Origin of the sequence: Bradyrhizobium sp. CCBAU 45394 (assembly GCF_028128655.1) — a bacterium.
In the GTDB taxonomy this organism is placed as follows: Bacteria; Pseudomonadota; Alphaproteobacteria; order Rhizobiales; family Xanthobacteraceae; genus Bradyrhizobium; species Bradyrhizobium diazoefficiens.
The window spans coordinates 1-13,426 of record NZ_LBIX01000147.1 but is presented as its reverse complement, the minus strand read 5'-3'; the positions used below and the strand labels follow the sequence as shown (position 1 = coordinate 13,426).

Sequence of the window (13,426 nt, the reverse complement as noted above, 5' to 3'; positions counted from 1 at the left end):
GTACGAATGGAGCAAGGCAGCGGCGGCTGCATCGTCTCTGGCGCAATCGAGGACGTTTCATGCGCAATTGTGATCTTGTTTCGGGGAGCCTCTTGACCCTGACCGCTGCCGGCATCGTGCTTCTCTGCTCTAGCTTGCTCGCATTTGTTTTGGTTTAGAGCTGGTACTTCCTCAACCTGTAACCAGGGAAGCGGCAGAGTTGTGTCCTATCGACCAACGCTTGTCTCGCCCAGAAGCGACAAGTGGCGCCGTCTGTGGCGGAAAGTGGTGCCTGATCAGGTACGACTCGCAGCGGACGGTGCTGCGCTCCAAGAAGTGTGCGGACTGCCTCGAACAACGAGAGCACCCCTCGCGAGATCGAGTTGAGGTAGGGGCCATGAAGCAGCACGTAGAGGGCGGGAGCAAGATCGTCTGAAGTCGAAGAAGCTTTTGATTTGGCCATGAGAAGATACTATTTCGATATCCGCGATGGCAGCCAGTTCATCCGAGACGATGAGGGCGTAGAGCTACCCCATGTCGAGGCTGCGCGCGAAGAGGCGACTACTGCGCTCTCGGAGATGGCCCGCGAATGGGTCAGGAACAGGCCGCATCATCGCATGGCAGTTGAAGTTCGCGATGATCATGGCCCTATCTTGCAGGCGAGCTTTAGCTTCGCGATGAAGCCATCGCGCGCCTCGAAGGCCTTCGCTGGGGATGGAAACGCAATAGTGGACGCTGATTGATAGAGAAATCGGGCGCTTCGGCCGTCCTGGGGCAGCAGGCCAACCTTATACAACAGAGACCTACAGTGGACATCAGCTGATTGGGGGCTATGTGAACGAGAAGAGCCAACAGGCTGTAATCCGAGGCACGAATCTTAGCTTGGCGTCGATCTCATCAAGCAGAAGTGCGCCGATAGGCCCTGATGAGCGCGAGCAACGTAGCGCCGGGGCAAACCAAGAGTTGTCCTAACGATGCAAAGGCCGATCATGTATGTCCGTCACGTCGCCATCCGAAATCTGCGCGCCTTAGAAGACATCGATTGCGAGTTGAGCCCTCGCATAGACGTAATCGTTGGCCCGAATGCCGTGGGAAAGTCGACAATTCTTCAAGCAATACGTTTGACAAAGGCATTGCTCGCGCCAAGGACAAATCAAGAGACACAACAAGTACTCGTGTCGCTTGGCGCCTCCTCTCCGCATTTCCCGCAGCGTTTGTTTGCGGAGAGCTTGCTGAGGGACGCCACCAAACCCCTTGAGGTGCGCAGCACGTTCTCACTGACCGACAAAGAAATCACTATCCTCAAGGCGTCGATTGCGGACCTTGTGCAGGGTATTGTGTCGTCGCAGGTTGGCCAACAGTTCGCAAATCCTGCGACGTTGATCGCCTTTATGCAATCACCGCAAGGGCAAGAGGCGCGGAGGGTAGCTCAAGCCGAACTCACCAAGTACTTTGGCAAGCTGGAGACCGATAGAACGGTCCTGCTCGGATTTCAGCTTGACCCCAAGTCGGGTCAAATTTCCGCAAGCGATCCGCTCGCGAGCATTCTGATTTCCTACTTGGATCAACGGCTACCGCCCGACACTGCAATTTTTTCTTATTTTCCGGCTGATCGTGCGCTGCCAATGGGCGAGGTCAATCTTCAACTCGGGGCTCCAGATGCGCAACAGCAGCTTGAGTCCCACAATTCTCAGCCCCAGCTTAAGTATCAGCGTTTGAAGCACCTAATCGTTGGATCGCTCGTCGCGCAGCAGCAGGGCAACACGACTATTCACGACGATTTCGAAACCATCTTCACGGGTCTTCTGAAAGGACGACGTATTAAGTCTATTGGGATTAATGAACACGGGCTCCTGTCTGTCATGACAGAGGACATCGCCACGAAGCGTCTCATTGAGCTCGACAGCTTGAGTAGTGGCGAGAAGAATATTGCGCTTACTTTTCTTATTGTGGCGCGATCAGTTGCGGAAGGGGGGATCGCGCTCTTCGATGAGCCAGAGCTTTATCTCAACCCGGCCGTCAGTCGTGAGCTACTTAGTTTCGTGATGACGCGCTACTCCAAGCCCCGCGACATCCAGTTTGTAATGTGCACACATTCGCCCGAAATTCTCTCAGGCGCCTTCGCTGACGAGGAATGCACTCTTTTGCACCTCAAATCATCGACAGACCTTACTAAGGTAGGAAAGCGGGCTATTGACGAGTACTCTGATGCGCTCGCCCGCCTTGGGACTTCAGTCGGTGAAAGCCTGCTTTATGAGGGCACGAGCCTCCATTCCTGATGAAAGTCTGCAGGATTGGTCCGCTCGGTTTACCCTCGGAGCCGAAAGGCGCCGGAAAGAACTGCAAGATGTTTGGGAAGCAAAGTGGCATGAGCTTTGTGACGGAAAGCAACTTCTGTCCGACTTGCATAAGGCCGCAGAACTGAAAATGTCAGAGGCCGCGTTCAAGGCCCGAATTGTTCGGGGAATGCGAGACGTCACGTCGGAAAGTTGGCGGCTAGTCCGTGACATCTTGACTGATTTTCTCGCGCAAGCACCATTGGTACGGAGTTCATAGGGTTGCCGACTACAATCTCCAGCGGCCTCACTCGTCGCTGAAATACCTGACCCCCGCGGCCTATGCCGCCCACCTCACCGCAACGGACGACCGGCTGCGCAACCCCGACCAGCTCCGCCGATCGTCCGTTGCTCCACCCGCGCCACTTGGCGTACAAATGATCTGAGGCCGACAAACTGGACCATTTTTGGCTAGAGTCTGCGCTGCGTAAATCCCCTCGGCTGGGAGGAGCGGATGACATGAAGGCCTCGAAATTTTCGGACGCCCAGAAGGCGTTTATCCTGAAGCAAGGCAACGACGGGGTCCCGGTTGCGGACATCTGCCGCAAGGCCGGGATCAGTCAGGCAACCTATTTCAACTGGAAGAAGAAGTACGACGGATTGCTGCCGACCGAGATGCGCCGGTTGAAGCAGCTTGAGGACGAGAATGCCAAGCTGAAGAAGCTGGTGGCAGATCTGTCGCTCGACAAGGAGATGCTGCAGGACGTGATCCGCCGAAAGTTGTGAAGCCTGGTCGGAAGCGCAAGCTCGTCGATGAGGTTTGTGGTGAGTGGCAGGTGTCGATCCGTAAGGCCTGTGCGGCCCTCGAGTTCGACCGCTCGACCTACCACTACAAATCCCGTCGCTCCGGCCAGGCGGCCCTCGAAGCTCGGATCAAGGAGATCTGCCATGTTCGCGTTCGCTATGGCTATCGCCGCGTCCACGTCCTGCTGCGCCGCGAAGGATGGCGCCACGGCCAGAACAAGACGCGCCGCGTCTATCGCGAATTGGGTCTGCAATTGCGTAACAAATCGCCCAAGCGCCGGGTCAAGGCCAAGCTGCGCGATGACCGCAGGCCAGCAACGCGGGCCAACGAGATCTGGGCGATGGACTTTGTCCATGACCAGTTGGCCACCGGCGGCAAGCTCCGGGTCCTCACGATCATCGACATCTTCTCCCGCTTCTCGCCGGCGTTGGCGCCGCGGCTCACCTTCCGCGGCACCGATGTCGTGGATGTTCTGGAAAGGCTTTGCAATGAAGTGGGGCTCCCGGCGACGATCCGTGTCGATCAAGGCAGCGAGTTCGTGTCGCGCGAGCTCGATCTGTGGGCCTATCAGCGCGGTGTTACGCTGGACTTCTCAAGGCCGGGCAAGCCAACCGACAACGCCTTTATCGAGGCGTTCAACGGCCGCTTCCGGGCCGAATGCCTCAACGCCCATTGGTTCCTGTCCCTTGCAGACGCCCAGGAAAAAGTGGAGACTTGGCGCAGATACTATAACGAGGAACGGCCCCACGGGGCGATCGGCAATCGGCCGCCGATTTTGCTGCAGAATCACGCCGGCGCCACCAGCCCGCCAACGTGATGAGAGGCGCAAAACTCTAGTTCTGGCTGGTCCAAAGTTCGGTCTCGCTACACAAAACCCCGAGACTCTAACCGCCACCGGATGAAAACTCAGTGGCAGGTCAGGCAATCACGAAATTGAGGTGGCGGATGCCTCGTGCGGCGCAATTCCGCCGAGGGTTCGAAACGTACCGTTTGCGAGACTTAGCAAGCGAATCGGAAGACCAATGGGGCTTTGCTATATTTTGAGACGCAGCGCTTCTCAAGCTCTATTCCGAAGCACGCTAGGCTCCGGGCGGCGTTGCTGCGGTGTCCATCCATTCTGTCAAATCGCTGTATTCGCTCTTGCGCCGCAAGGGTGACGGCATTGAAACGCGCTATCTGATAGCTGAAAGGGCTCTGCTCTCCGCTGGACGTGGATATGTGAAGGCAAGCCGAACTGGGCGACGCGATCCTAAAGGAGGCTACAGAATCCGGCGAGACATTTTGGTCTATTCGAAAATGAGTCCAGACGTTCCGCGCCGACTCATGGGTGCAGCTTCAACTGACCGGATGCAGCTTTAGTCAGGCAGCGATCGCTTTCTTCGCGGCTTGCGCAAGAAAACCGGATCGAGTGAAGCCGTGCTGTTCGGCATAGTGGTCGATCTCGCTTAGAACGTCGGCGGGAAGAGTTACGTTCACGCGCACACTCTTCACCTCGTCCGCAGGTGCTGGAATGAGCACGGCAACGCCATCTCTGTTCTCGGCGTTGGCCATAATCTCCTCGAGAGAGGAGGGCTCCGGTACGGCTTCGCCGTCCGCCGCCAGTCCCTGCAGATGAAGGGCCAAGGCTTCAGCGGCCATAGCGCGCGCATCGTCCAGATCCGTACCAGCGGTGATCACACCGGGAAGATCAGGAAAAGAAACGCCGTAATCACTGTCCGCGTCCTTATGGATCAGGGCAATGTAGTGTCGCATGAAAGCTCCCCTCCTTGGGTGGGCCGATGGCCCTCTCTATGCTGTCATTTCAACTTCAAATCGGCTTGCTTCTCGATGCTCTTGAGCGTTCCGATCGGAACATCCCTTTTGGGGTGCGGGACCGTGACGCGGCCCGTCTTAGTTGGGTGCTTGAACTGAGTGTGGCTGCCCTTCTGGGCGACCTGTTCCCAACCATCGGCCTTAAGGGCGTTGATGGATGTCCGCCGATTTCATGTGTGTATTTGTACACACAAGTCCGACGACCAGTCAACACATAAATACACACTAACCCCAAACGTTCCGTTCCGTGATCCGTACGAGAAGGACTAGCGCCAAGTGCTGAAGGTCCACGCGGTGCTGAATTCCGCAATTGGCTCAGGCTGCGGGGGCGATCGGGGCCTTCGTCAACGGTGCGGCAGGGCGATTCGCGCATTTGGAATACCTAGGGGCGGCAAGAGCCTAGGCAACTCAAGCGGTCGGACATCGCTAACTGATTGATTTATTTATAAAAATAAACGGAATGAATGTTAAGCTTGATTTTTTCAGACAAAACGACGTTATACTTCAGTGGTCGATCTTGGAAAGGGGCAGGCATTGAACCAGCCGTTTTACGAGAGGGCGCTGAGCACTGTCCTGCGCGACCTCGATCCTGACTTTGTCGAGAAGATCGCCGTTGAGTTGGGCTGGCAATATGATGGGTTGTATGAAGAACTCGCGGCCGATCCCACGCAGTTCGATCATTCGCGAGAAGAGGAATTCAACCGGCGTAGAGCTGATTGCGCGAAGCGCGCGATAGCGCGGGCGTGTCAGCAACACGGAATTCCGTTCGAATACCGCCGGCTCGCTTGCAACGGTCAGTATAAGCTTCTCGCGAAAGCTGGCGCGTAATTTTGATCCAGGAACCGATCCAGACACTCGATGATCACCCGGCCGTTGCTGATTACAAGGTCGAACTATCGGATGTGCACGGCTTCGTTCGACAGCTCGAACTTGATCTTGGAGATCAACCCGACCGCATCCGTGATTGGTCCGGCTGCGTGCTCGCAGTTCTGCTTCATGGAGCTGCAGGTCCAAGGTTCATCCGAGAACACAAATCGCTCGGCAGAGCGATGCTCGCAATTCCGGACGCGGCGTATTCCCACTGGATCAGGCGATTGGACCTTCAGGCGATCGCAATGTTTGGACGAGACTTGCCAAATGCCGACGACCGAGACATTCAGGCGACCCAGGAAGATCAGGTAGTGGTCACGCCGAAGCGGCGTAACGATAGAGCGGAATTCGGTTGATGCCCGTTGGCATGCAAGCATTTAGAGGGAAGCGCCTTCGTGAGGCGAGACTCGCTCGAGGCCTCTATATGAATGCGCTCGGCGATATGCTGGGTATTACTGGCACCGCGATCTCGCGTTATGAGGATGACATCGACAAGCCTCAATACGATAGGGCTGTCGCGATCGCGAAGCACTTGAATTTCCCTCTCGAGTTCTTTCTCCAGCCAGAGTGGCCAGAGCTGCCGCAAATAGTCCATTGGCGTTCGCGATCGGCGGAGACGAAATACGCGCGCGACATGACCGAGCAGCGTATGGTTTGGATGTGCGAGCTATTTTCCTATCTTGAGCGGGATGTGAACTTCCCTGTACTTAATTTGCCGGATCTGAAGCTGCCGGACTTTCGAGCTCTAACGCCCGCATTGATCGAGGCGACCGCCGAAGCGGTGAGAAAGCATTGGAAGCTCCGCGACTTGCCGATCCCGGACGCGTGTTTGGCGCTGGAGAACGCCGGCATCCCGGTCGTGAATCTCGAAATCACTTCGGAAAAGCAAGATGGTTTCTGCTTTCATTCGGAGGCGCTGGGACGTCCGTTCGTAGGCATCAACACGCTGCGTATCAGTGCCGCTCGAGCTCGATATGACGTGGCTCACGAACTCGGTCATATCGCGCTGCACCGCCTCGTGACGCCGCAGCAGCTGCGGGATCCGTTGCTAAACAAGCAGATTGAGCAGCAGGCTCATCGTTTTGCGGGTGCGTTTCTGTTTCCGAGAGAAGCATTTCGTTTTGAGGTGACACGTCCGACGCTGGACTACTTTTGCGCGCTTAAAAAGCGATGGGGGCTGTCAATCGCCGCTATGATCTATCGAGCGTTCGACCTGGGCATGATCGATGAACAGGAAAAGAGCGTCCTCTATCGTAATTTGACGCGCCGAGGCTGGCGTGGCCCATTGCAGGAGCCGTTTGACAGTCCGTCTGAGATGCCGATCGAGCGGCCGAGAATGATCCGCCGTGGAATGCGGGTTGTCGTTGAGCTCGGCACGAGCAAGGCCGCAATTAAAGCTGCGTTGAATTTGCCTGAGAAGGAGATCGAGCAGATCGCGGCCTTGGAGCCTGGCTTCTTTCGACCTGCGGCAGAGGTGCACAGTCTCGCGGTGGCGAAGCGACAGGCTTTGAAGGCAGTCGACGTCGAAAGCGGCGAGGTAATAGAGTTTCCGCACGCCACAAAGCGTTCCTAATCTCGCATCCGATGAGCACCAATTATCGAAGGTCACCGGACCCGCGGGACCGAGAGAACTCTTGCTGCTTCGGCTAAGCGACATCGAAATCCCCTGTTACGTGCTTGCAGACGGTACACGCGTGCTGGCGCAGCGCGGCCTTTATGGGGGGGGCGGTCTGTCGGCAGGCGGCGGGAAAAGGCGGCGAGCGCAAAATCACCGAATTGATGGCCAGTTTGGCAGAAAAGGGGGGAGATATAAGAGGGTTAATCGCGCGCGCAAATAATCCAATTCGCTTCATTCCGCCCCATGGCGGAAATCCTGCCGATGGGTACGAGGCGACTATTCTTCCCGACATCTGCGCAGTCCTGATTGAAGCGCATCAACTGGGAAAGCTCGGCAAGCTCCGTGATCATGCTTCAGCAGCATGACAGCATCCATCTGGCTGTCGGCACGGCTTCATATTTTCCGGACGGCACTGTAGCCGGATTTTTCGATAAGTGCCGCGCGATACCGTAATTGAAATGTGCCGTGACGACGCTTGGCATGGCCGGCTGGCAGCCGATCATCTTCTCGGCAATCCGCGAAAGCTTCTCGTCCTTCGATGCGATGAGGATCGGCACCAGCCCGCTGATGGAGCATTGTCGAGGATCACGTCGACTCGGTTCGTGCTCCGGGTTTCTGGGCAGTCGCGGATGTCTGGGTCATTGAATGGTCCGATGAACGCCAGGCGCCTGAAGTTTTTCGATCGCGCTGGATGACCTGGATGCTTGGAAGTCGCGCTATGAGAAAGATCAAACCGAAAGACGCCCGTTCGAGATCCTTCCGTTTGGCGGTCCCGGATTCGAATTCAACCTTCACCCGTGCCCGACCGGCGAACAATTTTTTGAGGCATGCTGTCATGTTCTTCAGTCTAAGCCAGACGACTGGGTCCCAGAAATCGATCTGCTACATCTGATGCAGATGCAGCGTCGAATTCCCTTCTATACCGTCAACTATTTGATCGGCGGTTACGCGTTGACGATAGATCTCCGACATATTCGTCCGAAGTCGGTGGCAGCAGCGCGGCGCCTGCCGCATCGGTTGGCTCAGCTTCCGGCAGCAGGAGCCAAGCTCAGGATTTTGGCGCTTGCTCAGAAAACCGCCTCTGTGCAAGACAATAGGTCCCTGTACGCGCAATAAGAGGAACCGCGCTGTGACAGTCTCTCTTGACGGCGAAATTCGCGACGGACGGCATTACATGCAGGTCCGCGTCTACTTTGAAGATACCGACTCCGGCCAGATTGTTTATCACGCGAATTTTTTGCGATTCATGGAACGTGGCAGAACGAATTACTTGCGCTTGCTCGGCACCAATCAGCAAGCGCTGCTCGAGGAAACGCGGAACGATGCGCCGGGCTTCGCCTTCGTTGTCCGTTCGATGACAATCGATTTTCTAAAACCGGCGGTGTTGGACGACCTCCTTGACATTGTCACGGTCCCGCAAGAGGTGAGAGGCGCCTCAATTGGCTTGCTACAGGAGTGCAGGCGCGGGGACGATCTTTTGGTCTCGGCGCGCGTACGGGTCGCGTTTATCTCAGGCGGAAAAGCGCAGCGCATCCCGAAGGCTCTGAGGCTTGCTATGGAAGAGCACAGATAAACCCGCCTTTCGTTCACGCTTTGACGCTCCAGCGACCCAATGAAATCAATGCGTTGGTCTTCTGTTGCGACATCGTCAAGTCAGAGTTCGCCGAAGCCGCTTACCGCATCGGACAGGCCGACGCATCGACCGGCCTCGTCTACGTCAAGGGCGAATTACTCGATCCGTCATGGATCACGCACGAAGATATGTCCGGGGCCGATCGGAGAGGCGGCCGCGGGGGAGGGGTCAGGAAGGGCTGAAGACGATGGCGAAATCGGAAGGATGAGCCGCGCTTCCAGCCCGACGAGGCTGAAAGGAGCCCGCTCATGACCCTCTCACCGATCCGCAAGGTCTATCAGGGCATCGCCGACCGTCGGCAGATGTTCCGCATGTTCGATCGCCACGCGCAGCGGCCGAACCGCTCCGAGAACGACGATAGCGTTCTGCGCCTATTGTTCACTTTCTGACAGCGACACAGATCCTGTCATTTGCAAAAAAAAATTGTCTCAGTGGCCCCATTTCGATCTTTTCCAGACTGTTCAGGACGTTCAACAGGAGCGAGGCAGTTGGCACGGTCATTGCTATTAAGAACTCGGTCGGGGACTCACATGCGCTCCGTGGCCTCACTGAGACAAATTGCATGTTGTGTAGAGGGTAGCCTCGTCAAGTCGGCCAAAGCGATCAGATCACGGATAACCGCTGCTTGAAGTGGAGTGGCCAAAGACTGCTTCTGCTTCGCTCTTCCGCACCATTTGACCGGCTCGTTGTCGTGCTAACGAACAAGTTCAAGACCTCATCAGAAGCCGTCGATCAATAAGAGCTAAGAAAGTCCGCTCTTAATCAGGACGCATAGAAAGGTCGACAATGTCGCAAGCTATCGAAGGCAATCGCGACGTCAGCGTGCGGGAAGAAGCTGCGGCTGCGCTCTTTCCAAGAGCTAACTCCTCTTCAGACGGTGACTTTCTCCGCTACTGCTGCCGAGCCAGCGATCGGTCGTCCGCATTAGCGGCGATTAAGACGAGAACCGAGGAGGCGATCAAGAAGACAGGGGTCGGCTTACAGCTATCCTCCGAAAACTTGAATGGTCTCGATCTATCAGGAGTCTCGTTGCGACGATGTATTCTGAACCGCGCGCAACTCCACGGTGCGAAGTTGGATGGAGCCGATCTGTCCGAGTCCAATCTTATCTGCCCAGGCCTAGAGAAGACGAGCTTCCGTAGCGTCAATCTCGACTTTGCGTATATGCATGCAATTGCCGCGCAAGTGTGCAATTTCGACGGTGCAAGCTTGTGCAATGTTATCGATGCAACTGGAAGCCTCTTTCACGGCTGCAGCATGAGAAGAGCGCGTTTCGACAACGCATTATTGAGTGGCGTTCTCTTCTACCAGTGCGATGCGGATCATGCTGTCTTCGATGGCGCCGAACTGCAAGGAACGAGCATCAATGAATGCTTCCTCCCTCATGCTTCTTTTCGATTTGCTAAGTTGAACCAGGTGACGTTGACGAAAGCGCATCTGGCTGGATGCTCTTTCTTCCAGTCAAGGGGAGAGTGCCTATCGATTATGCGCCCCACGTCAGTCAATGACCTCGTTCTAGAGAGCGCCCATCTTCCTTATCTGAGGTTCTCCAAAGTAGCCGGACATATTCTTGCAAAAGGACTAAGCGCTCCGTTTGCTGAGTTCAGCCTTTCAAATCTGTCAAAGGCGGAGCTCGAACAGGCAGACTTAACGGAGGCCCGACTTCTATCCGTCAACTTAGACAGCGCTAACCTCGTAGGCGCGGTGTTGAACGGCGCGTCTATTCGCTCTTGTCAGCTTGATAAAGCCGACCTGTCTCGTGTGTCAGCGGAAGCGATTTGCATCGCCGAGAGTACATTGCGATCCGCAAAGTTCAACGGATTTCGTGCCCGCTGCGCATTTATACGCGACTGCGACATGGCAAATTCAGACTTTTCACAGGCTTATCTCTACCGATCGATGATTACCGGTGATCCCCCGCAATCAATGGCGTTGAATCATGTTAATCTCGAGGGGGCCAATCTCGTCCAGTCGTATATAGCGGCAGGAATGAGCGACAGCAACCTGGAGGCGACGCGTGCCGCATACGTGCGGATGAATCAATCGTCTCTCATCAATGCGAACTTGAGTGGGATGTCACCGTTCCAGGCAAGCTTCGTAAAGACCGACTTTTCGGGCGCAAAAGTCACGACATTTGAGCCCCCCTTTTTTGCAGACCGATGTCCCGGGCTCGATGGTGCATTGAAGAGAGCTGAAAAGCAGCAGAATGGACCCTCAGAGTATTTGGCTGAGTTCTCATCGTTGATGAGACGTGGCCGAAAGGGATCGACTTGATCCGACTAAGACCAACCGAGAGAAAAACGATGTCGCAGTTGATTGAACTGAAAGAAGAACAGCAAGATGCGTCATGGGCTGCGACTGAACGGTCAGGCGCGTTGTCGCTAATTTCCGCCTTCAACCTGTGTTATGCTGTCGATGCTGCCCGTCGCGTCGGTCTTACGTCATATCTCGTTGAGCACCAGTCGATCGAGATAACTATTGACCCAGGCTGCCAGTTAGGTGATCCGCATCTGCTTTCGCACCTCCTCCAATATTTCGCGATACATGGTCTACTGGTCGCGTCCAATAAAGGCTATAAGCTCACAAGCAGAGGAAAGGAACTGTTCTCGAACGTTAGTCTCGCGCAGATTGGCTTCTACGTAGAAGCGTACGGCCCAGTGGTATCTCGGCTAGATGCTCTCATCACACGAAAGGCAACGTATGGGCTCGACGTGCTGCGAGATGGCGGCGCCCTAGGAGAGCATTGTGCCACACTGTTCGGTGAGTACCATACCGACACCGTCCTCAGAGCCTTGACCGAAATCGATGCCACAACGATTCTAGATGTTGGCTGCGGTGCTGGCCAATTCCTGATAGACGCGTGCCTTCGCTCTCCTCGGCTGAAGGGCATTGGCTTGGATATCTCTGCGCCTGCGATTAAGCGCGCGCAGGAGGCGGCAGCGGACTTGAAAGTGGCCGATCGAATTCAGTTCCTTGTAGGCGACGCATTTGACATCGATAGTTGGCCTGCTGAATGCACCTCAGCAGATGTCCTGACGGCAGTTGGCGTGTTACACGAACATTTCCGCGATGGTCGGGATGCCGTTATCTCAATTCTGAACGAATACAATAAGCTGTTTGCAAAGGGACTTAAGGCCTTCATCTTGGGGGAACCGGAGCTCCGCTACGATCTAGTGAAGAATGATGCCGATCTTTATCTTGTGCATATCTTTACAGCCCAGGGGTTTCCGCACGATCGCGAAAGCTGGCTTGACGTAATCGGACAATCTGAACTGTCCTGCTCGAAAGTATTTTGCCGACCTAACGCGGGTCCTCGTTTCAACTTCTTTCAGCTTATACCGAGTGACTCCGCTACAATCGGTCGGACGTTGAAGGACAATCGAGCTCCACATCAAGAACGATTCTAGCAGATCGTGGGCAACAATGCACAGTTGTCATTGTCAAGCGACCTGTGCGTTAACAGAGCGAGCAAGCAATATGCATCTATCTTCTCTGCCAGATGGCAAGATGTTCATCACGGACTTGGTGAGACGAGGAAAAAGCATTGGCGCAGTGCCAACCATGGGCGCATTGCATGCGGGGCACGCAGAACTAATTAGGAGGGCCGCAATCGAGAACGACGTGGCGATTGTAACTGTCTACCCGAACAAGATCCAGTTTAAGCCGGGCGTCAACTATGATTTCAACTTAGAGGAAGATATTGCGTTTGCACTACGTGCTGGTGCGTCTGCCGTGATTTCGTCAAATGACACCGAGATGTTTCCGTCAGGATATCGAACATTTGTGTCTCAAGGCGATTATCAAATTCGTTTGGACGGCCCTCACGGGTTCTTAAAAGAAGCGGTCACTGGATGCATCCGTTGGATCTGTTATACGCGACCAACTCGCAGCTATTTTGGTTTGAAGGATATCGGGCAGGCGCTACTCGTCAGGCGAGCCGTCGCAGACCTGCTTCTTGATTGCGAAGTACGACTCGTGCCGACGGTGAGATCCAAAAATGGAGTGCCAATTTCATCGAGGTTGCGACGCTTCAACCATTCTGAGCTTGATGAGCTGTCGTGCCTCTACACGGCGCTAAACCATCTGAGGAAAGAGATCGCCCAAGGATCGTCTTGCGTCAAAGATCTGATAGAATCGGCAAAGTCACTGATCACCCTCCGGCAGTTTGAACTGGAGTTTCTTCGAATTGTTGGCGCTGACAGCTTTGAAGATCAAGACAAGATTGAGCTCCCCTTCATAATTATCGGAGCGGTGCGGGCTCATGGCCTCAGGGTCTTTGACAACATCTTTGTTCCAGATCGCGCAACACTCTTGGATGGTCCTCCAGACGTCTGGGTCGATCTGCCCGAACGATGAGAGTTTGACGACTATGCAGTTGTCCGTGAACAAGCCTCCAAGCACTTGATTGGGAGTCTGTTTTCCGGTTGCGGCGG

13 protein-coding genes and 3 pseudogenes are annotated in these 13,426 nt (G+C 55.3%); 13 read left to right on the top strand and 3 right to left on the bottom strand.

Annotated elements, in window-relative coordinates:
- Nucleotides 1-440 precede the first annotated feature (440 nt).
- The 4 genes and pseudogenes from WN73_RS15105 (at nt 441) to WN73_RS15090 (ending at nt 3,877) form a co-directional block, all read left to right on the top strand.
- On the top strand, nt 441-722 hold the full coding sequence (locus tag WN73_RS15105; RefSeq protein WP_271553529.1) for a DUF6894 family protein: 282 nt from the start codon (nt 441-443) through the stop codon (nt 720-722).
- A gap of 231 nt (nt 723-953) precedes the next feature.
- Nucleotides 954-2,258, top strand: coding sequence for an AAA family ATPase (locus WN73_RS15100; RefSeq protein ID WP_271553527.1), 1,305 nt, complete (start codon nt 954-956; stop codon nt 2,256-2,258).
- A gap of 278 nt (nt 2,259-2,536) precedes the next feature.
- A pseudogene (locus tag WN73_RS15095) lies at nt 2,537-2,701 on the top strand (IS3 family transposase); the annotation flags it as partial.
- Nucleotides 2,702-2,774: 73 nt separating this feature from the next.
- A protein-coding gene (locus WN73_RS15090; protein ID WP_097669699.1) for an IS3 family transposase occupies nt 2,775-3,877 on the top strand; the annotation gives its coding sequence in 2 pieces (ribosomal slippage) (nt 2,775-3,036 and nt 3,036-3,877; 1,104 coding nt in all).
- Between the two features lie 542 nt (nt 3,878-4,419).
- Here the strand turns inward: WN73_RS15090 and WN73_RS15085 are convergent.
- Both WN73_RS15085 and WN73_RS15080 read right to left on the bottom strand, forming a co-directional pair.
- The gene (locus WN73_RS15085; RefSeq protein ID WP_097669854.1) at nt 4,420-4,812 is read right to left on the bottom strand and encodes a type II toxin-antitoxin system HicB family antitoxin; all 393 of its coding nucleotides are present in this window, start codon (nt 4,810-4,812) and stop codon (nt 4,420-4,422) included.
- 44 nt (nt 4,813-4,856) lie between these two features.
- Nucleotides 4,857-5,046, bottom strand: a pseudogene (locus WN73_RS15080) (type II toxin-antitoxin system HicA family toxin).
- 360 nt (nt 5,047-5,406) lie between these two features.
- Here WN73_RS15080 and WN73_RS15075 point away from each other — a divergent pair.
- The 4 genes from WN73_RS15075 (at nt 5,407) to WN73_RS15060 (ending at nt 7,725) form a co-directional block, all read left to right on the top strand.
- Nucleotides 5,407-5,700, top strand: coding sequence for a hypothetical protein (locus WN73_RS15075; RefSeq protein WP_143279417.1), 294 nt, complete (start codon nt 5,407-5,409; stop codon nt 5,698-5,700).
- A gap of 2 nt (nt 5,701-5,702) precedes the next feature.
- Entirely contained in the window at nt 5,703-6,098 is a 396-nt protein-coding gene (locus WN73_RS15070; RefSeq protein WP_143279416.1) for a hypothetical protein, read from the top strand.
- Nucleotides 6,098-7,315, top strand: a complete 1,218-nt coding sequence (locus tag WN73_RS15065; RefSeq protein WP_097669851.1) for a helix-turn-helix domain-containing protein — start codon at nt 6,098-6,100, stop codon at nt 7,313-7,315. The genes WN73_RS15070 and WN73_RS15065 overlap by 1 nt, the downstream gene beginning before the upstream one ends.
- Nucleotides 7,316-7,419: 104 nt before the next feature.
- The gene (locus WN73_RS15060; RefSeq protein ID WP_271553524.1) at nt 7,420-7,725 is read left to right on the top strand and encodes a hypothetical protein; all 306 of its coding nucleotides are present in this window, start codon (nt 7,420-7,422) and stop codon (nt 7,723-7,725) included.
- Here WN73_RS15060 and WN73_RS15055 read toward each other — a convergent pair.
- Entirely contained in the window at nt 7,714-7,917 is a 204-nt protein-coding gene (locus tag WN73_RS15055) for a hypothetical protein (protein WP_097669850.1), read from the bottom strand. The two genes, WN73_RS15060 and WN73_RS15055, sit on opposite strands and share 12 nt — an antisense overlap.
- Before the next feature lie 572 nt (nt 7,918-8,489).
- On the opposite strand from WN73_RS15055, the gene ybgC reads away from it, so the two are divergent.
- The 5 genes and pseudogenes from ybgC (at nt 8,490) to WN73_RS15030 (ending at nt 13,349) form a co-directional block, all read left to right on the top strand.
- Nucleotides 8,490-8,933, top strand: a complete 444-nt coding sequence (gene ybgC / locus WN73_RS15050) for a tol-pal system-associated acyl-CoA thioesterase (RefSeq protein ID WP_097669849.1) — start codon at nt 8,490-8,492, stop codon at nt 8,931-8,933.
- A gap of 308 nt (nt 8,934-9,241) precedes the next feature.
- Nucleotides 9,242-9,361, top strand: a pseudogene (locus tag WN73_RS15045) (DUF1419 domain-containing protein); the annotation flags it as partial.
- Nucleotides 9,362-9,779: 418 nt separating this feature from the next.
- Nucleotides 9,780-11,267 carry a pentapeptide repeat-containing protein gene (locus tag WN73_RS15040; protein ID WP_097669847.1) on the top strand — a complete coding sequence of 496 codons (1,488 nt, stop codon included), beginning with the start codon at nt 9,780-9,782 and terminating at the stop codon, nt 11,265-11,267.
- A gap of 29 nt (nt 11,268-11,296) precedes the next feature.
- Nucleotides 11,297-12,400 carry a class I SAM-dependent methyltransferase gene (locus WN73_RS15035; RefSeq protein ID WP_097669846.1) on the top strand — a complete coding sequence of 368 codons (1,104 nt, stop codon included), beginning with the start codon at nt 11,297-11,299 and terminating at the stop codon, nt 12,398-12,400.
- 100 nt (nt 12,401-12,500) lie between these two features.
- Nucleotides 12,501-13,349: a pantoate--beta-alanine ligase gene (locus WN73_RS15030; protein WP_245570250.1), complete on the top strand. Its 849-nt coding sequence runs from the start codon at nt 12,501-12,503 to the stop codon at nt 13,347-13,349.
- Nucleotides 13,350-13,426 lie beyond the last annotated feature (77 nt).